The 25,446-nt window shown below is 47.4% G+C and carries 24 protein-coding genes and 1 pseudogene; 11 read left to right on the top strand and 14 right to left on the bottom strand.

What is annotated here, in order from left to right:
- Positions 1–200 precede the first annotated feature (200 nt).
- Positions 201–1,187, top strand: a complete 987-nt coding sequence (locus OLMES_RS28960) for a DnaJ C-terminal domain-containing protein (protein WP_087462719.1) — start codon at positions 201–203, stop codon at positions 1,185–1,187.
- 151 nt (positions 1,188–1,338) lie between these two features.
- On the opposite strand, the gene OLMES_RS19030 is transcribed toward OLMES_RS28960, so the two are convergent.
- Positions 1,339–2,802 (bottom strand): patatin-like phospholipase family protein, encoded by a 1,464-nt coding sequence (locus OLMES_RS19030; protein ID WP_198343038.1) that lies wholly within the window; start codon positions 2,800–2,802, stop codon positions 1,339–1,341.
- A 201-nt stretch (positions 2,803–3,003) separates the two neighbouring features.
- Here OLMES_RS19030 and OLMES_RS19025 point away from each other — a divergent pair, with 201 nt between their 5' ends.
- Positions 3,004–3,486, top strand: a complete 483-nt coding sequence (locus tag OLMES_RS19025) for a GNAT family N-acetyltransferase (RefSeq protein ID WP_198343037.1) — start codon at positions 3,004–3,006, stop codon at positions 3,484–3,486.
- Positions 3,487–3,581: 95 nt separating this feature from the next.
- Here OLMES_RS19025 and OLMES_RS28075 read toward each other — a convergent pair whose 3' ends face one another.
- The 4 genes from OLMES_RS28075 to OLMES_RS19010 form a co-directional block, all read right to left on the bottom strand.
- Positions 3,582–3,755, bottom strand: a complete 174-nt coding sequence (locus OLMES_RS28075; RefSeq protein WP_157678386.1) for a hypothetical protein — start codon at positions 3,753–3,755, stop codon at positions 3,582–3,584.
- Positions 3,756–3,979: 224 nt separating this feature from the next.
- Positions 3,980–4,753, bottom strand: a complete 774-nt coding sequence (locus tag OLMES_RS19020; protein ID WP_198343036.1) for a 23S rRNA (adenine(2030)-N(6))-methyltransferase RlmJ — start codon at positions 4,751–4,753, stop codon at positions 3,980–3,982.
- Positions 4,754–4,960: 207 nt separating this feature from the next.
- A complete protein-coding gene (locus OLMES_RS19015; RefSeq protein WP_087462716.1) occupies positions 4,961–5,809 on the bottom strand; it encodes an SPFH domain-containing protein in 849 nt (282 codons plus the stop codon).
- A gap of 105 nt (positions 5,810–5,914) precedes the next feature.
- Positions 5,915–6,409 (bottom strand): NfeD family protein, encoded by a 495-nt coding sequence (locus tag OLMES_RS19010; RefSeq protein ID WP_087462715.1) that lies wholly within the window; start codon positions 6,407–6,409, stop codon positions 5,915–5,917.
- A 258-nt stretch (positions 6,410–6,667) separates the two neighbouring features.
- Between OLMES_RS19010 and OLMES_RS19005 the strand changes: the two genes are divergently transcribed.
- The 4 genes from OLMES_RS19005 (at position 6,668) to OLMES_RS18990 (ending at position 11,368) form a co-directional block, all read left to right on the top strand.
- Positions 6,668–7,804 (top strand): helix-turn-helix transcriptional regulator, encoded by a 1,137-nt coding sequence (locus OLMES_RS19005; RefSeq protein WP_087462714.1) that lies wholly within the window; start codon positions 6,668–6,670, stop codon positions 7,802–7,804.
- Positions 7,805–7,903: 99 nt separating this feature from the next.
- Positions 7,904–8,389, top strand: a complete 486-nt coding sequence (locus OLMES_RS19000; protein WP_087462713.1) for a DUF3015 family protein — start codon at positions 7,904–7,906, stop codon at positions 8,387–8,389.
- A 98-nt stretch (positions 8,390–8,487) separates the two neighbouring features.
- Positions 8,488–10,389 carry an Lnb N-terminal periplasmic domain-containing protein gene (locus OLMES_RS18995; protein WP_087462712.1) on the top strand — a complete coding sequence of 634 codons (1,902 nt, stop codon included), beginning with the start codon at positions 8,488–8,490 and terminating at the stop codon, positions 10,387–10,389.
- Positions 10,390–10,453: 64 nt separating this feature from the next.
- Complete coding sequence (locus tag OLMES_RS18990) at positions 10,454–11,368, top strand: alpha/beta hydrolase (RefSeq protein ID WP_087462711.1); 915 nt, start codon at positions 10,454–10,456, stop codon at positions 11,366–11,368.
- A 38-nt stretch (positions 11,369–11,406) separates the two neighbouring features.
- On the opposite strand, the gene OLMES_RS18985 is transcribed toward OLMES_RS18990, so the two are convergent.
- Positions 11,407–11,625 carry a hypothetical protein gene (locus OLMES_RS18985; protein ID WP_087462710.1) on the bottom strand — a complete coding sequence of 73 codons (219 nt, stop codon included), beginning with the start codon at positions 11,623–11,625 and terminating at the stop codon, positions 11,407–11,409.
- A gap of 210 nt (positions 11,626–11,835) precedes the next feature.
- Here OLMES_RS18985 and OLMES_RS18980 point away from each other — a divergent pair, with 210 nt between their 5' ends.
- Positions 11,836–12,276: a desulfoferrodoxin family protein gene (locus OLMES_RS18980; RefSeq protein WP_087462709.1), complete on the top strand. Its 441-nt coding sequence runs from the start codon at positions 11,836–11,838 to the stop codon at positions 12,274–12,276.
- Between the two features lie 116 nt (positions 12,277–12,392).
- On the opposite strand, the pseudogene OLMES_RS18975 reads toward OLMES_RS18980, so the two are convergent.
- Positions 12,393–12,989: pseudogene (locus OLMES_RS18975) on the bottom strand (DTW domain-containing protein); the annotation flags it as partial.
- Between the two features lie 57 nt (positions 12,990–13,046).
- On the opposite strand from OLMES_RS18975, the gene OLMES_RS18970 reads away from it, so the two are divergent.
- A complete protein-coding gene (locus OLMES_RS18970) occupies positions 13,047–13,904 on the top strand; it encodes a hypothetical protein (RefSeq protein ID WP_087462707.1) in 858 nt (285 codons plus the stop codon).
- A 139-nt stretch (positions 13,905–14,043) separates the two neighbouring features.
- Here the strand turns inward: OLMES_RS18970 and OLMES_RS18965 are convergent, their stop codons facing one another.
- The 3 genes from OLMES_RS18965 to OLMES_RS18955 all read right to left on the bottom strand — a co-directional run bounded on the left by OLMES_RS18965 (position 14,044) and on the right by OLMES_RS18955 (position 16,651).
- The gene (locus tag OLMES_RS18965) at positions 14,044–14,703 is read right to left on the bottom strand and encodes an alpha/beta hydrolase (protein WP_087462706.1); all 660 of its coding nucleotides are present in this window, start codon (positions 14,701–14,703) and stop codon (positions 14,044–14,046) included.
- A gap of 66 nt (positions 14,704–14,769) precedes the next feature.
- A complete protein-coding gene (asnS, locus tag OLMES_RS18960; RefSeq protein WP_087462705.1) occupies positions 14,770–16,167 on the bottom strand; it encodes an asparagine--tRNA ligase in 1,398 nt (465 codons plus the stop codon).
- A 283-nt stretch (positions 16,168–16,450) separates the two neighbouring features.
- Complete coding sequence (locus OLMES_RS18955) at positions 16,451–16,651, bottom strand: DUF6316 family protein (RefSeq protein ID WP_087462704.1); 201 nt, start codon at positions 16,649–16,651, stop codon at positions 16,451–16,453.
- An 893-nt stretch (positions 16,652–17,544) separates the two neighbouring features.
- Between OLMES_RS18955 and OLMES_RS18950 the strand changes: the two genes are divergently transcribed.
- The gene (locus OLMES_RS18950; protein ID WP_087462703.1) at positions 17,545–19,542 is read left to right on the top strand and encodes a response regulator; all 1,998 of its coding nucleotides are present in this window, start codon (positions 17,545–17,547) and stop codon (positions 19,540–19,542) included.
- A gap of 102 nt (positions 19,543–19,644) precedes the next feature.
- Here the strand turns inward: OLMES_RS18950 and OLMES_RS18945 are convergent, their stop codons facing one another.
- Together OLMES_RS18945 and OLMES_RS28070 are read right to left on the bottom strand one after the other, a co-directional pair.
- Positions 19,645–19,830 (bottom strand): hypothetical protein, encoded by a 186-nt coding sequence (locus OLMES_RS18945; RefSeq protein WP_087462702.1) that lies wholly within the window; start codon positions 19,828–19,830, stop codon positions 19,645–19,647.
- 239 nt (positions 19,831–20,069) lie between these two features.
- Complete coding sequence (locus OLMES_RS28070) at positions 20,070–20,237, bottom strand: hypothetical protein (protein ID WP_157678385.1); 168 nt, start codon at positions 20,235–20,237, stop codon at positions 20,070–20,072.
- A 198-nt stretch (positions 20,238–20,435) separates the two neighbouring features.
- Between OLMES_RS28070 and OLMES_RS18940 the strand changes: the two genes are divergently transcribed.
- Positions 20,436–20,870 carry a hypothetical protein gene (locus OLMES_RS18940; protein ID WP_087462701.1) on the top strand — a complete coding sequence of 145 codons (435 nt, stop codon included), beginning with the start codon at positions 20,436–20,438 and terminating at the stop codon, positions 20,868–20,870.
- Between the two features lie 55 nt (positions 20,871–20,925).
- Here OLMES_RS18940 and OLMES_RS18935 read toward each other — a convergent pair whose 3' ends face one another.
- Both OLMES_RS18935 and OLMES_RS18930 read right to left on the bottom strand, forming a co-directional pair.
- Positions 20,926–22,335 carry a nicotinate phosphoribosyltransferase gene (locus OLMES_RS18935; RefSeq protein WP_087462700.1) on the bottom strand — a complete coding sequence of 470 codons (1,410 nt, stop codon included), beginning with the start codon at positions 22,333–22,335 and terminating at the stop codon, positions 20,926–20,928.
- 87 nt (positions 22,336–22,422) lie between these two features.
- Entirely contained in the window at positions 22,423–23,463 is a 1,041-nt protein-coding gene (locus OLMES_RS18930; protein WP_087462699.1) for a bifunctional nicotinamide-nucleotide adenylyltransferase/Nudix hydroxylase, read from the bottom strand.
- 199 nt (positions 23,464–23,662) lie between these two features.
- Between OLMES_RS18930 and OLMES_RS18925 the strand changes: the two genes are divergently transcribed.
- Positions 23,663–24,988, top strand: coding sequence for a DUF2325 domain-containing protein (locus OLMES_RS18925; protein ID WP_087462698.1), 1,326 nt, complete (start codon positions 23,663–23,665; stop codon positions 24,986–24,988).
- Positions 24,989–25,446: the final 458 nt, after the last annotated feature.

Below are 25,446 nucleotides of genomic sequence, written 5' to 3'. Positions count from 1 at the left end.
CAATCATTCGCATTATAAGGGTGGGATTTTCAAATCGCAATAAAAATGATTGTTATTATATAAATGGGAACAAGAATCAAAAACATCTGTGACGCCTGCAGTCCGTGGCAGGGAACACCTTGAAATTCCTACTGACAGCACATAAATAATGGTTAAGAATTGATGTTAGAGGCTGTGTTTATCACAGAAGGGTTAAGCAAGTGGAATACAGAGATTATTACCAGACGCTGGGGGTTGCACGTCAGGCTTCTCAGGACGAAATCAAGAAAGCGTACCGGAAACTGGCACGCAAATACCATCCGGATGTCAGCAAAGAACCGGATGCGGAAAACCAGTTCAAGGCATTAAATGAAGCTTATGAAGTGCTGAAAGATCCGGAGAAACGTTCCGCCTATGACCAGTTGGGCAGTAACTGGAAGGCGGGCCAGGAGTTTCGTCCGCCGCCAGGGTGGGAGGGGCACTTTGACTTCAAGAGCGGTGGATTTGGTGGGCAAACGGGCGGTAACTTCAGTGATTTCTTCCAAAGCATTTTCGGCGGTGCATTCGGAGAAAATGTGCGCTCGGGTTTTTCTGCGTCCGGCTTTGATCAAGGCTCGCCGTTTGGTAATCAAGGCAACTTTGGCAGAAACGGCACCCATCGTGGAGCTCAAAAAGGACGAGACAGCCAGGCGCGCCTTGAGATCGATTTAGAGGATGCTTATCAAGGCGGTAAGAAGAAAATATCGCTTCGGGTGGGGAACGAAAACCGCACGTTGAGTGTCACTATTCCGAAAGGTATTAAAGCAGGCCAGAAAATTCGCTTGAGCGGTATGGGCGAGCCGGGTTGGGGCAAAGCCGCCGCGGGCGATCTCTATCTGGAAGTAGCCTTTCGGCAACATACCCTGTATCGAATTGATGACCGAGATGTTTATCTGGATGTGCCTATCAGTCCCTGGGAAGCGGCTCTTGGTGCTCAGGTTAAAGTGCCCACCCCAATTGGATCTGTTGACCTGAAGGTCGCTCCTGGATCGCAAAGTGGACATAAGCTTCGCCTCAAAGAGAGAGGGATACCGGGTCAACCCCCCGGAAATTTCTACGTGGTACTGCAAATTGTTGTACCACCGGTTTCCGATACCAAAACCCGCGAATTGTTCGAGCAAATGCAGCAACAGATGCAGTTCAATCCGAGAGATAAATTTTCACGATAAATCTGATATAGCGTATGGTTCGAGAGGTTTGCACAAGCTGAATCAATCAGCTTGGGAGTCTCATACCGCAAATAATCGCCGGCAAACAATGGTTCTGCCTGGAACCATGTTTGGGGCCATGGAGTTTGGTTTTAGCCCATAGCCAATGCAGTTACACTGTTTCTGCAGGATACTTCCGGGTCGTGGCACTGTTAGTTTGTGCCGCGTTCTCAAGCGTTTCCAGGCACTGTGCAAACGTTCGACTAATTCGTGTCAGGTCCCGAATACGTTGAATCTGGGGCCAAGTAGCGCGTTCGCCTAATGTGATGTAATTTCTCAAGTCTTTCGGCGTCGGGTTGGAGATAACTTTGCGATACATTTTTGGCTGAAATGGAAAGCATATGTTGATATCGCCCAAGTAAGATTGTTTCAGCAATTCATGGGCCTGATCCAGTGCATTGCGTGTAGAGGAAGGCCCGAAGAGTTGTCGAAACGAATCCAGTGAGACGTACGTCTGTGCTCGAAGGGTCTGGATCAGCAGGTGTTTGAGTGAAGGTCGTCCGGCTTTCAGTTCTGAGCGTATGAATGGAATCACATGAGGGTTAGCTTGACTGACGATGGTTTGGTTCACATTATGAAGCCGGGCAATGCGCAGTATAGGCAGATCACTGTGAATGGTACCGTCCACCCAACGTTCGGTTGGCAGATAAGGCGATTGATGTCCGTTACTATCCTTGCTGAAAAGCGTTACCGGTGGATACAACGCGGGGATCGCGCATGAGGCCAACGCGGCGGAGTGAAGGGTAACATTCGGGCTGGTTTTGTGTGTCAGTAACCTCGGTTTTTGGCGAAGCCGGGTCGGGGACACTGAAATATTCAATACCTTACCGGAACGAGCAAAAGCCTCTTCAAAAGTGTACGGGCCAATATTGGTTTCGATATGCTCTTTAATTTGAGCCTGATCCATTGCCACTTTCTGCCTAACGATTTTAGTCAGCGGCAACCATTTGAGCGCATTGAGGTGGATACTGTCGGGGTCTGTCAGTAACGTTTTCAGTTCTTCGGGTGTTCTGCTGCATACGCCAGCTGCGATTATCGCGCCCATACTGGATCCGGAAATGATATCCGGCAGTAAATTCTGTTCCCAAAGCGCTTTCAACACGCCAAGGTGATAAATACCAAAAGCACCGCCTCCGCTTAACATTAAGGCCGGTTTACCAAATACTTGCTCTGCCTGTCGGAACATTTGTAGCTTGTCCTCCGCGGTGATGCCCTGAATCTCGGTATCACGGAGGAAAATCATGCATTTCTCGACTTCGTCAAGATAATTGGATATGAGGAATTTTGTTCCCGTCCGGGCATTGCGATAGAGTGCTGGACTTCCGACTTCGTTTAAATGTCGATACAGGCTCTCGTGCAGGAGTTGCATTAGTGCAGCTGCATTCCGGCTAGCCCGCAAGCGACGCATCTGTTGTAAGTGCTCGCGCACCAGTGATGCGTGATAAAAAGGCGAGTCTTCGTTACTTCTCCAGATGTGGGCTCCTTCAAGGTGGTCCAGTTCTGTAGCAGTTTCCAGCCACTCATCGTAGCTGCTCGCGTGTTCCATTGCGATTTTCAGTTTTTTTGGGCGATCCATCTTCTGGCTCATTGCGAAAAGTCGTTTGGCTCATTACGAAAGGAGGTTCCCATGATACGGAAATGAGCTTTCTCCTGGCAAGTGGATCTTGGTCCGGGATGGTTATATCGGGCGACATGTTATACTGATTGCGGAATTCGAAGTTCAAACTATCGTAACGTATTGATAAAAGTATTCAGAGCAACTTTGTAAGGTTATTACGTGGAAATACAGATTCTTCAAGCTAAATATGATGACGCAATGGATGCGATTGCCATTGGTGACTTGATGCACGCCTACTCTGTTGACCCCATGGGCGGGGAAGCGGCATTAGGGGATGAAATCAGAGACATTCTGGCGCAAGAGTTAGGCAAGGTTCCCAATGCTTTCACGGTGCTGTGTCGCATTGATGGAAAACCTGCAGGGTTGATTAATTGTCTTCAAGGTTTTTCTACATTTAAGTGTAAGCCGCTGATCAATATCCATGACGTGATCGTTGCCAAGCAATACCGTGGATTGGGCCTCAGTCAGAAAATGCTGGAGCACGTTGAAGAGATCGCGCGGGATCGCGGTTGCTGTAAATTAACACTCGAAGTGCTCGAAGGAAATGTAGTTGCCCGGAAGGCCTATCAGCGTTTCGGGTTTGCCGGGTATGAGTTGGACCCAAAGCATGGTAAGGCAATGTTTTGGCAGAAAAATATTTGAGCGCAGATCGTTTTATTCAGGCTGAGGTCTACTAAATGCAGTAACCAGGACAACGAGCTCTGGTTTTTGTATTTCAGGTCTTTAGCGCGTAGGAATCAATCTGCCTGAGCGTAGTTCACGCGCAATGCATCTTTTGCAGACATTTCCCATTCAATGGGCGCTCTGGTTGCACCTGTTTTTCGAGACAGCGCGGTTTTACGACCGAAAAGATGGCTCAACAGTGGAGACCGGGAATGATTTTGACCTGTTTTGGCTTTTGCTAACGACATGACTGTTTCCTGGTATAGAAGATTGGATCACGGTGAAAATGTTATCTGCATCACGTTTTAGTGTTATTTTATGTTAAGTCTTCGTAAATATCCTTAGTCATGTGTGTCATTTTGCATTCATTAACAATCTTCTTTTGTTACATGTTACAGCTACTTCCTGAGCCGTCGGTTCAATCGAGTACTCGTTGTTACTCTTGGTTGTTACTCTTGGTTGTTACTATTAGTTAGTTGTTACTTTCAATCGAGATTCGGCTGTGTGTATCCTGTCCCAGATAATGTGCTAATGCGGTTAGGCCTTTCTGAAGCTGTTCTGCAAGTAACCAAGGCGGGTTGATAATAAACAAGCCACTGCCAAACATGCCCTGAATGCGAGTATCAGGACAAAATTGCACGTTCAGCCAATCTGAATGGGTCCGCTTCAGTTGTTTAAGCATGTTTTCTGCGCTACCGGATTTGTTTCTACCCTGGGTTGAGGCACGCTGGATCAGCGGATACCAGACGATGTATGTCCCAGTCGCGAATCGTTTCAGTGATTCTGTAATGCTTTTAATAACCTCGTTATACTCTTTTTCCTGCTCGTAAGGGGGGTCTATAAGGATCAGAGCCCGTTTGGGAGGAGGGGGCAGAAGTGCTTTCAATCCGTGGTGACCATCCGCTTTTTCAATTCGGCAGCGACGGTCCTGTCGGAAATGTTTTTCCAGATGTTGATGGTCTTTCGGGTGCAGTTCAAACAGACGCAGTTTGTCCTGGGGCCGTAATATTTGTTGTGCAAACCACGGGGAACCGGGATAGTGGTGGGGGTGTTTTGCCTGTAGTCGCTTAACCAGGCGGAGATAGAGGTGCAGGGCTTCCGGCAGCTTCTCCTCAGACTCGCGCAGCATTACGTGAATCCCATGGTGGGCTTCGTTGGTCTTCTGAGCTTCCGCTCCAGCCAAATCGTAAATACCCGCACCGGAATGCGTGTCCAGGTACCAGAATGGTTTGTCTTTTTGGATCATATAATCTGCGCATAGACAAACTGTCCAGTGCTTGAGGACGTCGGCTGAATTACCGGCGTGGAATGCGTGCTGATAGCTGAGCATATGGGCTTGTATTTCCTGCTTGCATCGGGCGCCACAGACAGACGCCCTTTTTAAATGAATTTGATCCTGAGCGTGTGAACGCGTTTGTTAATGTTGAACGTTAGTCTTGATGCGGTTAGATAGTCAGTTGCGATTGAGAATACCCTTAACGGTTTGAGAGATATCCGCAGGATACACGACACTCTTGGCATTGTCTGATTTGGCAAGCGAGTTGAGCGACTCGATGTAGCGTTCGCCTAATAAATACATCACCGGTAGCTCCTGTTCACCGATCGCCTCACTAACCCGTTTTATTGCCTCTTTGCTCGCATCAGCCAAGACCACCTGAGCTTCAGCATCACGGCGAGATGCTTCCAGTCGACCTTCTGCTTCCAGAATCGCAGCCTGTTTTTCACCCTCTGCGCGGGTCACTGTTGCACGACGTTGCCGCTCTGCTGCCGCTTGTTCTTCCATGGCTTTTTGCATTGTATCAGATGGGTTGATATCTTGTATCTCTACTGTTTTCAGGGTGATGCCCCAGTCTGCAATGTCGTCGGAAATCGCTTGCTTCAATTTTGCTTTGATCAGGTCTCGGGAAGAAAGTGCATCGTCCAGCTTCATCTCGCCCACGATGGATCGCAGCGCCGTCTGGACCAGATTTTGAATGGCGATCGTGTAGTTCTCAACGCCGTAAACCGCTTTTTCTGGTGCGACAATGTTAATGTAAGCGACCGCATTGGCAATGATAGTTGCGTTATCCTGGGTGATCACTTCCTGGGACGGGATATCCAGTACGATATCTTTAGTGGTCACTTTGTAGGCCACGGTATCGAAATAGGGAATGATAACGTTCAGGCCTGGTGTAAGAGTCGCATGATATTTACCCAAACGTTGTACGATATGTTTTGAGCCTTGAGGGACGGTGCGAATGCCCATCGCCAAGGTGACGATGACGAGTATAACCAGTACTCCGATAATAATTAATGCTTCCATTTCATTTCCTCTTTGGTTCCTGACGGGTTTAGCGTTCGATCGGTTTGCTATGCTACTTGTTTTGCATAACGTCAACAGACCCTAGTGTAATCCAGATTAATGCACTTATGACAAGTGAGTCGGAGCCGGGCTATTTTCGTTCAGAGGTCTTACCATCAGTGAGTTACCTGATATGTCATAAACTTTGACGCGCTCTCCCATTGCAATCTCGCTGTCACAAATAAAAATCCACTCATCCTCCCCGAGAATCGGGGCAGGGAAGCGTAGTCGCCCCCGGGTTTTGCCTTGATTGCTTTCGATTACCATGCCAACCTGTCCTGTCAGCGCTTCTTTGCCCAGCCCAGCGAGCGTTTTGTCTTTCCATTTTGGGCGAATGAGTACAAACCACGCTACCAGGCTGAGCAGGGCGCAGAGACCGAAAAGCAATAATTGTTGTTCAAAGGGGATCGTGAAGAAGAGCATCGCACATGCCACAACCAACGCGCTGATGCCAAACCAGAACAGAATAAATCCATTTAGAAATATTTCGCCGCCGAGCAGCAACATTCCGATTACAAGCCAGTGCCAGTAGGCCACTGAGGTGTTGAGCCAGTCAATCATTTGCTTTCCTTATCACGTCGTTCCATTAATAAGCTCCCTTAATAAGTTCCGTTAGCGGGTATCCGTGCAAAACTCCCGCACTATTTTCTCCGCCACTGCGTATTGCTGTGATCCTTGTGATGAATAATGACTTGGGTATGGTTTTGCAGCACCAGGATAACTATCGAAAGTGTTGTCGATCTTACTCTTTCAGTCAACAAGTGCTATTGTCAGTTAACACGCCTCAGCCATCAATGGACCTGACTCAAAGATTAACCAATGCAAACATTTCTTCGCCGCCTGGCAATTCTGGACTATCTGAAACGTGTGCGTACTGCCAAAAGCACTCAGGACATACTGTATCATCTGACAGCGACTGGGTATTTGCTGGATGACCTTGAGCCAAAGAGTTTGCAGCGAGTTGTCCAGCGCGATCTTGTTTTTCTCCGTGGCGGGCCATTAAACGGCGAAGCTGATAACGAATTCGGATTGGATGTGACTCCCGGTGTGCGGCGAGCGCTGTTATGGCAAATGGAGCCCTATGGCCTGCAATCCTTCGATTTCGAGAAAATGCCGAAGTTTCTGGCGTTAGCCTTTTCTATGGTCAGAAAGCATTTGATTTCGATCATGCCTCAGAATACGGTGGCGGAGTTAACGGCTTTTTTCGATCACGCCGAGGAAAAGCTGGCGTTGTCTGAAAATTCACTGTCACCCGAGAACTATCGACGATTGAAGGAAAGCATTGAGTTTTTCCAGCGCGGGCAGCGGCTGCAAGCTGCGCCGATTAATCCGGAAACGCTCGATACGATTTATCGGGCGATTGTGAAAAACCGACAGGTGCAATTTCGCTATCGCAGTAAAGATTACTGCGTGCATCCCCTGGGTGTGGCCATATTGTTGCCAAAATTGTATCTGATTGGTACCAAAGTTAATGGTGTAGATGAGTCTACTCCGGTATCGCGTTCGGGAACCGGTGTCCGCGTGGAATACAGAAATTTTTTAATTCACAAAATCGAAGACATCTACCTGAGCCAGAACGCCGCTGAAATCCCGGACGGGTTTTCACTGAAACAGTATCTGGATGAGGGGCATATGGATGTGTTGGTCGACTATCGTGATACTGAACGCTATACCCTGAGGTTACATTTAACTATTCCCTCTGGCCGTCGCGGGCTGTTGGATGATTTACGGGATAGTCCGATCAGCGTTGATCAGATAATTGCTGAACGTGAAACCGTACACAAACAAGACGGGCTTGAAGCCTATTGCTTAACGGCGACCGTACGACGCACGGTGCAGCTTCGGAATTGGTTGCTGTCATTAGGTTCAGTTGCAACGGTAATAGAGCCACATGTTATTCGCGAGGATTTGCTTGCAACAGTGCGAGATCTGCAAAGAAATTACGAAAGAGATTGATTCCTGGCAGAAAATCCGTAATTTGAAGCGTGCTAAATATTTTGAGTTGGACTAGACTTTTTTATGGTGAAATTGTCTCACAAACAAAAAGGAAGCATTATGAAAAAAATAATTGCGGCAAGTGCTCTTCTGATGGGTTCTAGCTATTTGATGGCTGCTGGTGGTCATGGTCCGGCAGGGTGTGGCCTGGGAACGGCAGTCGTGTTCAAGAACCCGACTCAATGGCACGAGCATGTGCTCGCAGCAACTACCAACGGTACCTCTGGCAACCAGACTTTTGGTATGACCTCTGGAACTTTGGGTTGTAAAGACGCAAATGGTCCTTTGGCGGGCGGCCCAAGCATTTATTTCGATAAGAATATGGACCAGATCGCTGCGGATTCTGCACAGGGTGAAGGTGAGTCCCTGGAAGTATTGGCTGCACTGATTGGTATCGAGCAAGCGGATCAGGCGGCGTTTAACAAAATGATGCAGAACAACTTCGACAGCATTTTCGCTTCATCGAATGTCACTTCTGGTATTGCACTTGAGCAACTGGCAGTTTTGATGTCGACTGACGCTACTTTGAAAAAATATCTGGGCTAATTCAGCCATTGCGCCGGGGATAGCCAGTCGTTCCCCGGCCTGTCCCCATCTCAAGTTTTCAATTCTCCAAGCTCGCAAAGAGGAGTTGTGGGTCTTCCATGGGAAGTCTAATTATACTGCTATGTGTATTGTGGGCCAGTACACTCAGCGCGAATGCGCTCGAAATTTCAGATCAAAAAATCAATTCACTCGGCCAGCATCCGGTTTGGTTGGATTTATTGCATTTCAAGCCCGGTTACGTGCGTTCCACCCTTGAAAGTCAGGCCGATGACCGCCGCTTCTTTCTCGCTGAAACGGGGCATCTTGATGCAACTGCGGAATTACGTGCGTTTATTGCTGGAATTAGCAGTGAAACCAGAGCTGGTGATTCCGATAAATCAGTCGTATGCCGATTCCCTGCGAGGTTTTCCTGGTTGCGGCAGCAAGTGCCGTCTCTCGCGCGTTATCAGCATGAATGCCCGGCGTTGCTGGCGTGGAAAGCCCAATTGAATGCAGATCAGGCGACACTCATCTTTCCGGCGGCATACCTGAACAGTCCATCAAGTATGTACGGGCATACTCTTCTCCGGCTGGATCAGGCACCACATGCAGGTTATAAACCGTTGTTGGCGTACAGTATCAATTTTGCGGCCAATGCAGATCCTGCTGATAATGAGCTGGTGTTTTCCTGGAAAGGGCTGACTGGTGGTTACCCGACATTGCTTTCGGTGATTCCTTATTACGAAAAAGTTAAAGAATACAGTAATATGGAAAACCGCGATGTGTGGGAGTTCAAACTGAATCTGAGTGCCGAAGAGCTGGAACGTATGGTCAATCATCTTTGGGAGCTCAGGGAAATCGCGTTCAACTATTACTTTTTTGATGAAAATTGTGCCTACCGTATACTCGCTTTGCTTGATGTCGCCAGGCCAGGGCTCGATTCTGCGCTGGATTTTCGTTACTGGGCTATTCCGGCAGATACGGTTCGAGCGCTGCAAGAAAAAGGCGTGATTGTTTCTGCAGAGTTTCGTCCGTCCGATGCAACCCGGTTGCAGGCCAATTTAAAGCAATTATCTGCTAACCAACAGAATTTGGTGTATGAATTGGCAACCGAACCTGAAGTACCGGAGTCGCCGGATGTCCTGTCGAAACGCTTGACTGGATTGGAAGCACCAGAGCAGAAGCAGCTATTGGAGGCGGCCTATCAGTTTACGCGTTATCGTGCGATCAAGGCTGATCCGGAGACACAAGCCGAATTGGCTCGTCGTTCTCTGAAACTTTTATCTCGCCGGTCCAAGTTGCAACCAGGTTCTGCATTTGAAGGTGTCGATGCGCCGGACGTGCGTGATGACCAAGGTCACCCTACATTTCGTGCCCAGCTGATGTATGGTTTTGATGAGCATGACTATTTCCAGATTGCCTCAAGGTTTGCTTATCATGATCTGCTTGATCCCGTTTCGGGGTATATTCGGGGGGCGCAAATAGAAATGGGGGAATTGGCTTTGAGATGGCAGTCGCAGTCTGTACAGCTTCAGTCCCTCAGATTGATTGAGATACAGTCTTTCACACCCCGCAATGATTTTATTCAGCGTTGGTCATGGCGGGTGTCCACGGGCTTGCATCGAGAGTTCAGGTCATTAGAGCCGGAATTGGGCGCGTATCTGGACGTTGCTTTTGGCTACAGCTTCAATGACTGGAGCGGCATATTGCGCACAAAGCCAGAGTGGGGGCTGATCTATACGCTGTTCGAGCTGTCAGCACGACAGGGAAAAGACTTCAATCACGATTTCTCGATAGGGGCGGGTCCGCGCTTGGGATATACCCTACAGCTCCCTGGATTAAGTCTTCATAGTTACGTTACAACCAAGGCGTATTCTGAAGGATATTCAGAATTGAAAGCTTTGCTTGAGGGTGGTATCCCGCTTCATCCCCAGGTTCAATTTTGGGGGCGAGTGCAATACGCTCACATCAACGGGGTTGAAGTTGGCGACTTTTCTACAGGGCTAAGTTGGTTCTTTTAGCGGGAAAACGGGATATGGATTCGTTTTATTGCCGGATCGAGCAGTGAAAGATAGGGTTGGCTAGATGACTCTCATGCGTATTTTTATCGTGTTACTTCTGCTCGGCGTAACGGGCTGTGAGTCCATGACGGCGTTTTATTTCCATCCGTCCAAACCTTATTATAATGATCCACAGGATTTCGGAATCGAGTATCAAGAAATTGTGGTTCCAACAGAGGATGGGGAACAGCTGGTCAATTGGTTTTTTCCCGCTTCGGCACCCGTGAAGGGATACGTCGTTTTTTTCCATGGAAATGCAGAGAATATAAGCACGCATTTTGCCAGTGTTTACTGGTTACCTGAAGCCGGGTACTCTGTTTTTCTGGCCGACTATCGGGGATTCGGTAAATCAACAGGTCATGCAGTTCTGCCTGTAGTGCTTGATGATATGCGTGCCGTGTTTGCTGCGGTGGTTAAACTTTCACATAACGACCCGCAGCCGGTCGTCGTGATGGGACAAAGTATCGGTGCGTCGCTCTCCGTTCTGGCTTTTAGTCATGCCCGTAATTTTAATCCGCTAAACGTCCCGTCCCGTAAGCCTGCTTGTATGGTGATTGACTCCGGGTTTGCCTCATTTCCCGGTATGGTTCGCAATGCGCTCTCGAATTCCTGGTTATTATGGCCTTTGGCGTACCCTGTGAGCTGGTTGTTTCCCTCGAATTTTGAGCCTATTTCATACGCCGCTGACTATACGGTTCCGGTTTTGCAATTTCACTCAAAAGATGATCGCGTAGTCCCCTTCAGCCAGGGCATCGCATTGAGGGATGCATTCCAGAATGTGGTTTGGCAGGAAACGACGGGCGCTCACATTGCCACCTTTGCTCAGCAAGCTAATCGTGAATTATTGCTGTCTTTTCTGCAAGGGTGTCACTCAGGGATGCAAGATAAGAAAGTTTCTTTTGAGGGTAATCTAACCGAAAAATCGCATCCGAAAAGGTGAGGATTGCCGCAAAGCACTAGCGCTCACCCGGAGACTGATTATTCTCCAGCGTTTGACAACCCGGTTGAGGGTGAATCTGTGGCGCTGAGATGTTTGTCGATTGACGCCATCAGATTCTGGTAGTGTTTCAGTACGTCGGTGTAGTAGTTTACCATCGCTTGATTCGGGTAAGACATGGCGTTCAGCTCCTCGAGCTGTTGTTGTGCTTCCTGCATCTCCTTTTCAAGTCGTTTTCTCTGGGCTTGAAGTGTGCTCATAAAACCTCCGAAATGAGCGATTCGGGTTTTAATACACCGAATGACTAAATATTGACCCCATTATACTGGAGCTGGCGATCACTATTTGACAACTGGTTTGCAATTTTGATAGCTAGATTCCTGATTTTGGGTTTAACTAACTTTAAGATGAAATTTGAGTGATCTTGGTTACACTTGTAATCTCACTAGCGTACGTATATGAGGGACATCATGGATCGTAGACATTTTATACAGTTTGGTTTGGCGGGTCTGGGCGGAGCCGTTGTGGGTCGGGAAGTTTTAAATCCTTCCACAGCGTTGGCCGGATCAGGTCATAAGAGTATGGCCGGGGGCGTTTACTACACTAAAGAGTCTCCTGGACGATGGAGTAAGAAGGTGGATGGCCATTTACCCCATTTCGAGATTGAGAAAGCCGGCATGGATACCATGGTACGTGTATTGACAGGTCATGAAATGAAGGGCTACGAGCACTACATCGTCAAGCACGTATTGCTCGATGCTGATTTCGGCTTCCTTCAGGAGAATATGTTTGATCCAATGAAAGACAAGTCACCTATCTCTGATTTTAAACTGACCGGATACACCGGAAAGCTCTATGCATTGAGCATGTGTAATAAACACGATGTTTGGCTCAATTCAATCGAGATATAGATTTCGAGCGCTCTTAATTTTGATGGCTCCCGGCAAGGTTAAAGTGCCGGGTCTGCTGAAAAATATCGTCGACTGTGTCTTTTCTCAAACTGAAGGCTCGTTTCCTTTCTAATCAATCACTTTTCAGCTAGCGGCTTATTTTTTAGGTCGGTAGAGTGTTCGTTCAAGAAAAGGTCAAACAAGTTTGCAAGTCTCGATGCCAACTCAAAATCTTCTTTTTTCTCCAATACTTGCATGACGGCTTCAGCGGTACAGCAGCAGTTTGTACGTTGGTTTCTTCTAAGGTGGTAGTTTGAGGCTACGATAGCGTCCAGTTGTACTCGAGGTATTGATTGCAGATAAGGACTTCTATTAAACATCTTTCTTGCCTCCTGCCAGGTACCATCAAGAATAATGAACTGGTCAAATTTCTGGAAAATCTGCGTACCAACGAGTGTATTGGAGGTGCTCTCTGGATGCCGTGAGTCTTCGCCGGAAGGTTTTGTGTGTAAGTCAGGGTTTAAAACAGGGCGTGGATCAGGGTAGAGTAAAGCAGTGTTCCCGTGTTGAATGGCTGTAATAAAATCGGGATCAGGTTGTGCTCGCTGCCAAATCACTCGGATCGCACTTGCACCTAAAGCCTGTAGAACCAATTGACCTGTGTTGCTTGTTTTTCGCAATTCATTTTGATGGGTCAATAAATAAACTTTTACCATGGATAGCCGGTACTTTTTCTTGTGGTAGCATGCTGTTTAACGGGATTATAGGGATAACTCTAGAGGATAAAAACGATGGATGTTTCTTGCAAGTCTTCGTCACGTAGTGTTGCGTTATTAGTCTGTATTATTGCTTCGGGTCTCAGCCACGCAGAGGATGTGCCGCTATACGCGCGTTCAAATGGCGTGATCCAATTCGGTGCTGAGCGCATGGGGCTGGATTCCAATTTGCAGATTGATTCCGATGATAACGGTAAAGGTACCCGTGTCGATGTTGAGGATGATTTGGGCTTTGATGAGCATGAGGCATCATTAAGATTTAGCGGTTTTTGGCGTATTGCACCAAAACACCGGGTTGCATTTTCGGTCACTCCGCTCTTTCGAGAGGCATCGGCAACGTTATCCCGCGATATTGAAATCGAAGGGGATATCATTAAAGCGGGCGCAAACGTTGAGACGGATTACGATGTAGTAATTGGAGATGTGCATTATCTGTATAGTCCGCTCCAGCTGGATCAATTCGAACTGGGGGTGAGTGCGGGAATGTATCACTTGATCATGGATATTGATCTGGATGCCTTCGGAACTGTCAGTGAGAATGGAGCCGATTTTGTCCCGGGGACCAAGTACGATTATGATAATGACGGAAGTATTCCTTTCCCGCTCGTGGGCATTCAGGCGGACTTTTATCCGAATCCGAAACTAAAGCTCAGCGCAAAGGCTCGTCTACTTTCCTTTGAGTTTGATGATTTAGAAGGTGATATTGTCTTTTTGTCGGTTGGAGCAGATTTTGCTATCAATGAACATATCGGCATTGGCTTATCTGCGAGCCGAATGGATATGGAGTTTGATGCGGATGATTTTGATGATGTAACCGGCACCTTTGAGTGGGAGCACACGGGTGTGGAAGGGCATATTTCGCTGAAATTCTAATATTTTTAAAACAATACTTTGCGTGTCTGCGTGTCTGCGTGTCTGCGTGTCTCGTAGCTAGACATTGCCAGAACTTGGGGGGCGCAATCGCGGGACAAACGAACCCGGCACAAGCGCCGGGTCGCTAAAGCCCGAAGGGCTATTCCAGCAAAGTTGTAATCCAGTGACCAATATCTTTAATCTGAGGGGGGCAAACATTATGCTCCATCGGATAGGTTTTATAGGTTGCTGCATAGCCCTTTTCAGTGAGCACCTGGTAGGCCTGTTGTCCCAGCATTTCAGGAACAATCGGGTCTAATGTACCATGCATAATGCTGATGGGCAGGGCCTTGTTGGCATCCGATAGCGTAATGGAATCTGCCGTAGCAAAGTAAGTAGAGAGTGCCAGCAAGCCGGCGAGAGGTTTAGGGTAGGTCAGTGCAGTTTCGTAGGCAACTGCGCCCCCTTGTGAAAATCCTGCGAGAATGATTCGTTCCGATGGAATCCCCCGGTTCAACTCCCGCTCGATAAAGGCTCTGATGGATTGTGCGGAAATTCTTAACTGTGATTCATCTACGCGGCGTTGGATATTCATTTCCAAAATGTCATACCAGGCTGGCATGACGTAGCCACCATTGATTGTGACCGGGATTGCGGGCGCGTGTGGGAAGATAAACCGTACACCGTGATTCTCTGATAACCCGAGTTCGGGAACGATAGGCTCGAAATCGTGCCCATCAGCTCCGAGCCCGTGAAGCCAGATCACACTGGCAGTTGCTTCTTGGGCGGGTTCGACTTCAATATGAGGTAATAAGTCCATGGTGATTCCTGATAGGTTAATAATAGGCTCGACTTGGATAGGAACAGTTTACGCGAATTCTGCTCATTAGAAATGGGCCGACTTGGGAGTGCGTGGAAATGGTATCGCATCCCGAATGTTTTCCATCCCGGTTATGTAGTTCAGAAGGCGCTCAAAGCCGAGACCGAAACCAGCATGGGGCACGGTGCCGTAACGTCTTAAATCACGGTACCACCAAAGCGCTTCTTTGTGGTCCATGTCCCCCATACGCGCATCCAGAACGCCCAGCCGTTCCTCACGCTGACTGCCGCCGATAATTTCGCCAATACCGGGGGCCAGTACATCCATTGCGGCCACGGTTTTGTTGTCATCGTTCAGGCGCATATAGAATGCTTTGATTTCTTTTGGGTAATTCATAATGATGACAGGTGCGCCGACATGCTTCTCAGCGAGATAGCGCTCATGTTCAGACTGCAGGTCGATGCCCCACTCAACTGGATATTCAAATTTTTGTGGACAGGCTTGCAGAATCTCGATTGCTTTTGTGTAATCCAGACGCTCGAAAGGTTTATCAACAACGTGCTGCATTCGGGAGATCGCATCAGGATTGATTCTGTCGGTAAAGAACGTCATATCATCAATACGTTCGTTGAGTACCGCCTTGAACAGGTATTTTAAAAAATCTTCGGCCAGGTCTGCATTGTCATGCAGATTGGCAAATGCAATTTCCGGTTCGACCATCCAGAATTCAGCAAGGTGGCGACTGGTATTGGAGTTTTCTGCCCGGAATGTCGGGCCGAAAGTATACACTCGTGACATGGCCAGGCAATATGATTCCACATTCAGCTGACCGGAAACGGTAAGAAACGTTTCCTGTCCGAAGAAATCCTCAGCAAAGTCGATAGCGCCGGTTTCGTTCTTGGGCAGGTTAACCATGTCCAGTGTACTGACGCGGAACAGCTCACCGGCCCCCTCGCAATCACTTGCGGTCAGAATCGGGGTATTGATCCAGTGAAAATGCCGTTCATGAAAATAGCGGTGTATTGCATTGGCAAGCGCCGTGCGGACGCGGGTGACGGCACCAAACGCATTAGTCCGTGGACGCAAATGAGCCACAGTACGCAAATACTCAAAAGTGTGTCGTTTTTTCGCGATTGGATAGGTTTCCGGGTCATCAACCCAGCCGATCACCTCAACGGATTGCCCTTGAATTTCGAAACTTTGCCCTTTTCCAGGCGACTCAACCAGTTCCCCTGTCACAATAACGGAACAGCCTGCGGACAGCTTCAAGAGTTCTTCTTCATAGTTTGCTAGCGTATTGGGTAACACTGCCTGAATTGAATCAAAACAGCTGCCATCGTGAATATGTAGGAACGAGATCCCGGCTTTGGAATCCCGGCGTGATCTGACCCAGCCTTTTACTGTGACGATGGATCCTGGAGTTGCTTTGTTTTGGAACAGTTCAGTGATTAGATGCGTGCTCATGTGCTGATCTTAATTCAGGTGTACGAAAAAGGGCATGGAACGCTGGGTGGTTTGGCAGGAAATTAACCAATACAACAATCGTCCCGTCTTACTTATGAGAGGGTAGTGATTCTGAGGTAAATTGCAATGCCCGTATGCAGAATGGGATTACGCATGAATTGATGTGATTTTATTGGCATAACGTAGCAACCATGCCCGAAACGATAGTGATCGATATCGGGCATGTTTGTCTGTAACCACGCTTACGCTGGCTAGCTATTTTAATGCGAGCGGTGAGCGGATTTTATATGGGACAAATTTTGTTTTTTTCGAGTAATTCCATGAGAAAAGAGCATAAACCGTCTTCGGCGGCTTCTTTTGATTCATAGGGGCCCATACACCCGTCTTCTCGCGTTATGAAATACCATTTCTGATCTGAATAGACGAAACGGTCTGTTTTGGGGTGGAAACGTTTCCCTGTGTCTTCCCATCGCTGTGCTTGCATAGATACACCAAAATTCTAGTTACGAGTTAAAAGTTTTCAGATCCATTTGAAAATCTGAACGGGGTTGTTCGGACGCTTCAATCGTTTTTCTGAGTCTTTTTATTTTCACAACGAATATTGCGAGTCTTGGAAATTGAGTCGTATACATTGGTTATGTTTTAACTAAAAAAGTTAGGTGGTTCACACTATTTCTATTAAAACGAAACCGGATTGATCGCAATTTTATCGGTTTTGCCGCTTCTGAAACCGCCTTCTTGGCCTGAGATCAGAGGATAATAACGCCTTCGAATAAAAATTGCACCATCGTACCAATATAAAAATGACATACCTGTGCAATATTTTGACGTTCGAGTCAGAATGCTTTATGCGGCTGAATTGTGCTTCTTGATTATGCTGGCCGCTTACAGGTTTTGTTTCAGAAATGATGTTTCTTAATTGGTAGATTATCAATTTATGAACATTACTATCGTAATTATTTAATGTTACAGATTAGGTGCAGCTGTTAGAATGTGCGCTATACTTTCGTCAAATGCTCTGCCACAGGGAGGTCGACCGGTCAGCAATTGCGCTCTGATTTTCGGGATTTACGCTAAATTGCAGTTTTATTGCTCGTATTGAGTTTTAATGCTCACTTTTAGTTAGATCACTGGTTTCAGAGGTTTGTTACTAAAGTGGTCCATGTGATCAGCTTTTATCAGCTGCTGTGTTCGCATCTCATTTGTTCAGATGAAAAAGGCGTTGTCGAATTTCAGGATGGGTTGGCGTACGGTATTTCCGAATGCTTATGAAACGAGTCTGTGGGCACTTGCGAAGGCTCTCTGCTCTGCGGAAAGTTTCGCGCGCCATCTTCTCCTCGATGAGAACCGCAACAATAATAAAATTTTTAGCCTACTATGAGCAATTCTGAACCACTCAAAGATCTCCGGGTGTTGTTAATCGACGACTCCGAAAATGATGCATTTTTCACCCTGCGTCAGCTCCGCAAGGGGGGCTACAATGCAACCCATGTCCGTGCTTATAATGCACAAACTATGGCCGAGGCTTTACAGGATGAAGATTGGGATATTGTGATTACAGATCATAATATGCCGGACTTTGATGCCATATCTGCTGTCAAGTTGTTACGTGAATTCGATCCAGACTTACCCGCGATTATTGTTTCCGGCGCGATTGGGGAAGACACCGCTGTTGCTGCCATGAAGGCCGGCGCAAATGACTATGTTATGAAAGATAATATGGCCCGGCTTGCACCTGCTGTAGAACGTGAATTGGGTGAAGCCCAGATCCGGCGTGAACACAAACGCATTCAGCAGGCTAATCTGGCCAAAAGTCTTTTTCTTGCCAATATGTCCCATGAAATACGCACGCCCATGAACGGCGTTGTGGGAATGGCTTCTTTGTTGCTGGATACCGACTTGACGGGTGAGCAGCGAGAGTACGCCAATGCCATTCAGGCTTCGGCTGATGCTCTGCTGGAGATTGTTAATGATATTCTTGATATCTCCAAGATTGAAGCCGGGAAGCTGGAGATTGACCCCATTGCCTTTAATGTCCGGGACACGCTGGCTGAGGTGGCAGAGTTATTGTCTCTGAAGGCGCGTGATAAGAATCTGCCGCTCTATTTGCATATTGATTCCAGTGTGCCTGCCAATGTCATTGGTGACCCTGTTCGAATTCGGCAGATCCTGATGAATCTGCTCACGAATGCTACCAAGTTCACCCAGCAGGGGTACGTAATCCTGAAGCTGGGTTGTCGAGCTGTGACCGAAACCGTTGTCGAACTGGTTTTCACTGTTACCGATACGGGTATAGGGATTGAGCAGAATAAACTTGAGTCGGTATTTGATGAGTATTCCCAGGCAGACAGGTCAACATCACGAGAATATGGTGGAACCGGACTGGGCCTGAGTATTTGCAAGAAGCTTGCGGAGCTCATGGGAGGCACGGTTTCGGCTGAAAGTCAGGCCGGGATGGGATCCTCTTTTTCTTTGGAACTGACTTTACCGATCGATGATGGCGAGATGGCTGAATCGTTTCTCACCGGAAAGCGGGTTCTGATCATCGGCGTTCAGTCGATAGCGACTGAAATACTGACAGCGATTCTCACTGCGCGTGGTGCTGAAGTCTATCAGTGTGAAATATCGCAACTCAATGGGCTTACCGAGGCCGGCCAAGTCGTATTAAAGGGAGATGAAGGCAGTCGTTTTTACGATATTGTGGCCTTTGGCGAGTTGCAGACTGGAGCGCTGTTCAATACATTTTTTGAGTCTGATCCTGCCAAGTCCGGTATTTATACGGCCTATATTCCTGCAATTGGGGAGCGCGGAGATTACAATCAATGCCAGGAAGCCGGGTTTGATATTTATTTGTCCCATCCGTTGAGCGAGTCGGTCGTAGACGGTGTTTTGAAAAAAGTATTGCAGCGTCCTTATCACAGCCAAAAATCATTGGTATCTCGCTATTCGCTGAATAAGTCTGTGGTTGAGAGTCGCTCCAATCAAGTGAGTCAACAGCATCCGGTATTGTTAGTGGAAGACAATGCCATAAACCAGAAAGTTGCAGCACGGATGTTGGAAAAACTGGGGTGTAAGGTGGATATCGCTGATCATGGGCAGGCTGCAGTGGATGCTTGGCGAGAGAAAGAATATGACTTGATTTTAATGGATTGCCAAATGCCGGGAATGGATGGCTACGAAGCCACACGTCTCATCCGGGAGCTGGAAGCAGACTTGGGACAGCGCACTCCTATTGTGGCGTTAACCGCGAACGTCATGGATCGTGACAAGCGAAAATGTACTGAAGCTGGAATGGATGACCATATTTCAAAGCCAGTCAGTCGCGATACGCTGCGTAAGATTCTGGAGCATTTTAATTTAATGAAAAGCTCATGAGCTCGTTAAAGCTTACGATTGATGCTCACAGTTGAAACCCACGAATGGATTCATTGGTGTTGGCGTAACGCGCCATGTTACCGGCGCGTTTCAGGTCGAGTTTTATTGATGATATGCTTTCCTGCTATCTTCAACAAAAATGGAATAGGCTTCCCTGGTCTCGGCAACGGTTAGCCCCATTTTCCAAGCGGCTTCTTTAAGTTGCTCTTGCGTCGGTTGGTTACGTATATTGCTGGGGAGGTACCAGCTCACGTTACGCCCCAGTTCAAACCAGTCTTGACGTCTCATGTGGTTGTTCCTTTCTGAACATCGTCTTGAACACAGGGTTATAATACTAGATTGATGGCGATTACGCCGTTACTATAAGTTAATATTTACAATCTTTTACGTGCTGAAGTCGTCACAATTAATCTTGGGGCTTAAGACGGCTTTTAATTTGATCTATGGTGTCGATTGGCGACATTTGAATTCGAAAGCCGTCTAGTTTCGATGACAATTACGCATTAAACCCGACAGCGTATCGGTGGCTAGAACAGGAGCCAGTCTTCGTAGTCCGAGTTTTCCGCCACTTGCTTGAAGCGTTGGTTTGCGAGTGAGTCGCGAAGGGCATTAATGAGCTGGTTGGACCCGAGGTCATTGAGGCGGCGTTTGCGAGTCTGAGTTGTGCACTTGAGGCTTGCGCTGCTAGTTTCCATGATCGGTTGGGCTCCAATTAGTCCAATTTAAGTGTTGTATGTATTAGTGCGATATTGAAATACTGATCCCCTCAATTTTTTTGACATTAAATTGAAATTAGATTTTCCTGAAATATTTAGACGCTCTTGAGCAAGATAAGATGAGCGGACTGTACCCAAACTGAATCATAACGGTAACGTTAATGTAAGGAGGAACAAATGAGCGATACAGAGAATTTGGTGGCGGTGGATGGATTTCAGCGTGAATGGGTTATTTTGCAAAATCAATATGAACAGTATGAACGCTATGCCCTTGGGATCAAACTCCTTGCGGTGACGCTCTGCTTTTGGGGGTTTACCAGCTCGATTAGCTATCTTGCTGTTATATTCATTGTGTTGGTGCTGTGGCTTCAGGAAGCTGTTTGGAAAACCTTCCAGGGGCGCACGGAAAACCGACTTATGGAGCTGGAGGCACGTATTGACGGCCAAAGTTATGGTGCTGAGGTCGCTTTTCAGGTGCATCGAAAATGGTCTATTACTAAAGGTGGAAATCAGGATTTGATTGCAGAATACATGGCCAGTGCCAAGCGGCCTACTGTAATGTTCCCTTATGTGCCATTGATCGGTCTTGTTTTTCTTGCGAAGATTTTCTGATGAATTGTCAAAGATCCGGCTCGGTTCTGTCCGTACCGGATCTTTTTCGTCAGCATCAAGCCGCATCGCCAAAAACGTGCCTGTTTTCAGTGGTTGCATTAGCTCGAATTTGGGCGAACGAAATCGTCTTCATCAAGTCACCGTTTCTGTATACTGTTTCCAGTAAATCAGTGCGAGTTCCAAGGTTTTCCAGGCGAATGGTTTGGTATGTACCAGCAGGATCCCGAATCAAGGCCAATCTGCCGCGTTTGGATCGCTTGCCCGGGTCGGTCACCGGATCTTTGTAAACATCCTGCCAAATGGCTTTGACACGAGTGGCCGATGCTTTCATCGCGAATTTGAGGGTATCTCTGTTTACTTTTTGCAATAACTCTGCACCCATTCCGAAAGCGATGTTGTCTGCGCTGATATTTGCATGTTTCAGGGCAGACAGTATTTTCTCAATCATAGTCAACGAAACACCATCTCCCTGAATCACACGAATGAAATCAGGCAAGACTCGATATCCTTTTCCGTTTACCCTGTAGCCGAATCGATTCATCAATCTCTGGATGGTTTTACAGACAACTTCGACCGGGTCTCCACTATCTGGCCGGATCACCAAGGTACCGCCACTTTGTATAACTTTGTCGCGTAACTCATCGCCCCAGATATTATCTATCGCATGCCATAAATCGTACGAATCACTTACAACCGCTACAGTCATACCCGGTTGTGCAAATTGGTTCAGCATATTTTCATAGGCGTCCCGTTCCCGTGCTCGCCCCCAACAAGTAATCGTGCTGTGTTCGGCGGCCGGAATCGAAAAGCCTGCCATGGCTTCACCGTAAAAGCGTTTTGCTGCCAATATGCCGCTGAGTGTATCGGTGCCCTGAAAGTTGACCAAATGAGCAGCACCGCCCAATGCTGCCGTTTCTTCAGAGCTCGCCCCCCGAGCGCCAAAGTCGTGCAACTTGAATGGCAGACCGCTTAAGTCGTCTGCTGTGGTTTGAAGATACTGTTGAATAACTTTCTTGCATTCTCGTGATACAGTTGCAACGGTCGTTGGGTACCAAATCGCTCTCAGTAACGCGGTTTCCATATAGCTGGTTAACCAGGCACAATTTGGATCTGTATTGCAGATTTGCAACAATACGTTGTGGGTTGGCACGACCAGGCCCTCTGCCACCGACCTGATCTCGATGGGGAGCTTGCCGTGGTGCTGAGACACGATGTATTCCCAGCCATCCCGATTGAATGGCACCCCATGTGCGCTTAATAGACTGGCGGCTTCCTCAATATCATCACGGGTAACCGGTGTGCATAGATAATCTTTAATGAATGCCTGTAAGCCGAAAAAGACTGTTTCAGCATATTCGCCACCACGAGATTCAATGTAGCTTGAAACGTAAGTGGTTTCGTCTGGGTACTGTTTGTAGTGGGACGTTTTATAGGAATCAACGTTTAAAATTATATTGGTTTTCATTTTGGAGCTCCTCCAAATTTCAGGTTTTCACCGCAGGGTCTTTCCCTTAGGCACACATACGCTTGGTCGTTACCAAGTCATCCAGGCTTAGAAGCCAGTCATTTTTTGAATAATAAAGTAGTGATCTTCAAATAGTTTCCCGGGATCCAGGTCGGCCAAAGGTAGCCAGAATGCCGAGGCTGCATCATCACCTCCCTTTACTTTCGGGAGCTCCGCACGGGGCTCCAGCTCAAAATAGAATGCATGGGTAATGGTCCGGCCACGGGCTGATCGGTGTGGGTCATCAAATACAGCTCTGTCCTTGATCGACCCTCTGAGGACGGGTTCAGGCACTTTTAATCGCGTTTCTTCCCGTAGCTCCCGCAGGCATGCATTCTCCAAGGTTTCATGTCCATCAATAAAGCCTCCCGGAAGTGCCATCAGGCCACGCCCGGGGCGGGCTTTTCGTTCTACCAGCAGGATATGCCCGCTCTGTATGACTAAGGCGTCAACCGTAACAAATGTGGGCGGGTAGGGGGCTTCTTTCCAGCCGCTTTTGTAGGTTTCGATAAAACTATGCTCTTTTTGCAAGTTCTTGAAGTCTTCATTATCCCGAAATTCTGCGAGGTATGATGCAATGCCTTTCGGTAAATCAGGGTAGCCCCCCGGAGGGTCTTCACGGAGCAATGTATTTCGGATGTCTGTGGCATTGATGCCGTTCTGATTGATAACTGACACCGAGCCCCATTGTGGAAATAGTTTCAGGTAGTAGGAGCTGTGATCTTTTTGATGTCCAATTAACCCGACTCTGGCTGGGCGGTGGGGCTGATTAAAATGGGCTGTGACCAAACCTTGAACTGTTTTTTGCACATTTCTAACCCATGCCTCATCGTTATATTGGCAGTCCATTAATGGCGCAATATGAACCCGGCCGGACTCCGTTTCGGTAAGGCAGGATCGGATCATGAATTGCCTTTCCTGGAAGATCCATGGGTTTCTTGTGCTTCTGGGTTGATGTGCAGAGCCACAAAGAACAATTACGTTTTGGCTACGATTGAGACCTTCTTTCAGAACGGCTAAGTGACCATCATGAAAGGGCTGGAAGCGCCCGATAAATACGAGAAAATCAAATTGAAATTGGCTTTCCATTGCTGCAAACCCCTTGCAGTAGAATGATTGGGAACTGGTCTTTCCAGTTGGTGATAGTATAGTGACATAAAGACACTAAGTTGTGAAGTGGATATTTATACAGTTACTCCAGGCTTGCAATATATATGATAATGATTATCATTATGGTTTTTGGCCTTGGTGCCAATTCCCGTTGTCTAATTTGATCAGGAGCAGGGTCATGTGTGAACTTGATAAACTTAATTCAGGAAGAATCGACTCCGCTGGAAACGCTGAAATACAGCCATTTTCGAAGCATTCACTCGACCGTGGGGCTCATGGCGTTAGTGCTCCGGGGTCAAAAAAGCGAGCAAAACTTTGGCAGCTAAACAGAATGTATCATTGCAGTGTAATTGGTACCTGTGCAACATTGGTCGAGCTTAGGCAAATCGCGAGGAAGTACCGGATAGAATGTGATGGACCTGTGACGGATTACATGTTGCATTGTACATTTGTTTCATCTGCTCAAGAGCAGTCTGCACCTATTCGTCATTTGAACAAATTGCTGGATAAAAAGTACTCGCGTCAGATACGTCTATTCGCTCGAGCGGATTCTGAAGAGGCATTGAAAACACTTTGGCGTAAAGCGGTTCAAGACGGCAATATTGCAGGAGCTTATTGGTCTCTGATCACCCATCCGTTGTGTTCTGAGGCGTTGTTCCAGCCCGTATTTGGTGAAGTCCACATGCTATCGCATTTGTCGGGAGCTTCAATTCGAACGGATCTTCGGGAAATGGCAACATTGCGCAAGAATCTTAATGAGAAAACAGATGAGAATGCGCAATATGTTTGCAGATTACAGGAGCGAATAGCGGATCTTGAGGGCGAAATCCGGTCTTTGCAAGAAGAAGTGCTTCAAGCACGAGTGTTGAAGGCGGATCTCAGTGCTGCTAATGCTCGTGTAGCCAATTTGGAAAGTCATTCTCGCGTGACCCAACTGGAAGCTGTCAGTGAGAATCTGGCAGAGAATCTTTTTACGACTTCGGAACGTATGCGGACACTGGAGCAAAAGTTTCAACAAAGTGAATTGCAGCGCATTGCGGCAGATGAAGAACGCTGCCGATTGCAAATTGTTGTTAAGGAAAAAGATGGTGAATTAAGTATTCTGGAAGATGTTCTGGCGGACTGGTTGCGTAGCGAACCTGGCAATCCATGCTCTGGTCAGGGACAGAGGGGATGCCCGTTTAAAGACCTTAACGGGCAACGGATTTTGTATGTTGGTGGGCGTTCAGGTCAGTATCCGTCGCTACGTGCATTGGTGGAAAAAAATAACGGTGAATTGATGTGCCACGATGGTGGGTTGGAGGAGAGTCGTTTGCATTTAAATGCAGTACTTTCCCGAGCTGATGTCGTCTTTTGCCCGTTGAATTGTGTCAGCCACGACGCATACTACCGCGTTAAACGATACTGTGATCGTTTTGATAAAAAATTGGTGCTTATACCTCACGCGAGTTTGTCCTCGTTCTCTAAAGGATTGCATGATGCGTTTCCGGTCAGTAGTCCCTGATTAGTGACATCCGTTACCTCCCTGGGTGTAGCCGTAGTATTCCATTCCCTGGAAGAGGCGGAAGTCCTTGCGGGGGGGATGATTCCGTTCCGTTCCAGCCTTGCCCTTCCATGCTTAAAAAGTGAATCCTGCGTTATTGAGCATTGAGTGTCGCCGGGCGGGTTTTCCGCGCCAGCGACTCAGTGTTAAAAACCGATTAGGTTTTGAGACCGCATAAGCGGTTTATTGTGCGCTTTTTGAGGTTGTAGCATTGATCTTCAGAATCCGTTCTGCCGATCAAATGATTCGTGATGCCTAGTTCGCAAAGTACATCCAGTCAAAGTAATCTTTCATATCCTTTACGAGAACTTCTTCGTAGGCATGAGTTAATTTAAAAAGTACGCTGTCGCTGTGAGATGCTTTAGACATGGTCTGTCTCCTTTCTTCTCGATAGTTTTGGTTATTTCGTTTGTTTTAAA

Origin of the sequence: Oleiphilus messinensis, from assembly GCF_002162375.1 — a bacterium.
GTDB classification, from domain to species: Bacteria; Pseudomonadota; Gammaproteobacteria; order Pseudomonadales; family Oleiphilaceae; genus Oleiphilus; species Oleiphilus messinensis.
This window is presented reverse-complemented; position numbering and strand designations above follow the sequence as displayed.

Bases quoted from the DNA above. Each gene is read 5' to 3' on its own strand.
- OLMES_RS19030 (WP_198343038.1), bottom strand. From the start codon at position 2,802: ATGGATCGCCCAAAAAAACTGAAAATCGCAATGGAACACGCGAGCAGC.
- OLMES_RS28075 (WP_157678386.1), bottom strand. From the start codon at position 3,755: ATGTCGTTAGCAAAAGCCAAAACAGGTCAAAATCATTCCCGGTCTCCA.
- OLMES_RS19020 (WP_198343036.1), bottom strand. From the start codon at position 4,753: ATGATCCAAAAAGACAAACCATTCTGGTACCTGGACACGCATTCCGGT.
- OLMES_RS19015 (WP_087462716.1), bottom strand. From the start codon at position 5,809: ATGGAAGCATTAATTATTATCGGAGTACTGGTTATACTCGTCATCGTC.
- OLMES_RS19010 (WP_087462715.1), bottom strand. From the start codon at position 6,409: ATGATTGACTGGCTCAACACCTCAGTGGCCTACTGGCACTGGCTTGTA.
- OLMES_RS19005 (WP_087462714.1), top strand. From the start codon at position 6,668: ATGCAAACATTTCTTCGCCGCCTGGCAATTCTGGACTATCTGAAACGT.
- OLMES_RS19000 (WP_087462713.1), top strand. From the start codon at position 7,904: ATGAAAAAAATAATTGCGGCAAGTGCTCTTCTGATGGGTTCTAGCTAT.
- OLMES_RS18995 (WP_087462712.1), top strand. From the start codon at position 8,488: ATGGGAAGTCTAATTATACTGCTATGTGTATTGTGGGCCAGTACACTC.
- OLMES_RS18990 (WP_087462711.1), top strand. From the start codon at position 10,454: ATGACTCTCATGCGTATTTTTATCGTGTTACTTCTGCTCGGCGTAACG.
- OLMES_RS18985 (WP_087462710.1), bottom strand. From the start codon at position 11,625: ATGAGCACACTTCAAGCCCAGAGAAAACGACTTGAAAAGGAGATGCAG.
- OLMES_RS18980 (WP_087462709.1), top strand. From the start codon at position 11,836: ATGGATCGTAGACATTTTATACAGTTTGGTTTGGCGGGTCTGGGCGGA.
- OLMES_RS18970 (WP_087462707.1), top strand. From the start codon at position 13,047: ATGGATGTTTCTTGCAAGTCTTCGTCACGTAGTGTTGCGTTATTAGTC.
- OLMES_RS18965 (WP_087462706.1), bottom strand. From the start codon at position 14,703: ATGGACTTATTACCTCATATTGAAGTCGAACCCGCCCAAGAAGCAACT.
- asnS (WP_087462705.1), bottom strand. From the start codon at position 16,167: ATGAGCACGCATCTAATCACTGAACTGTTCCAAAACAAAGCAACTCCA.
- OLMES_RS18955 (WP_087462704.1), bottom strand. From the start codon at position 16,651: ATGCAAGCACAGCGATGGGAAGACACAGGGAAACGTTTCCACCCCAAA.
- OLMES_RS18950 (WP_087462703.1), top strand. From the start codon at position 17,545: ATGAGCAATTCTGAACCACTCAAAGATCTCCGGGTGTTGTTAATCGAC.
- OLMES_RS18945 (WP_087462702.1), bottom strand. From the start codon at position 19,830: ATGAGACGTCAAGACTGGTTTGAACTGGGGCGTAACGTGAGCTGGTAC.
- OLMES_RS28070 (WP_157678385.1), bottom strand. From the start codon at position 20,237: ATGGAAACTAGCAGCGCAAGCCTCAAGTGCACAACTCAGACTCGCAAA.
- OLMES_RS18940 (WP_087462701.1), top strand. From the start codon at position 20,436: ATGAGCGATACAGAGAATTTGGTGGCGGTGGATGGATTTCAGCGTGAA.
- OLMES_RS18935 (WP_087462700.1), bottom strand. From the start codon at position 22,335: ATGAAAACCAATATAATTTTAAACGTTGATTCCTATAAAACGTCCCAC.
- OLMES_RS18930 (WP_087462699.1), bottom strand. From the start codon at position 23,463: ATGGAAAGCCAATTTCAATTTGATTTTCTCGTATTTATCGGGCGCTTC.
- OLMES_RS18925 (WP_087462698.1), top strand. From the start codon at position 23,663: ATGTGTGAACTTGATAAACTTAATTCAGGAAGAATCGACTCCGCTGGA.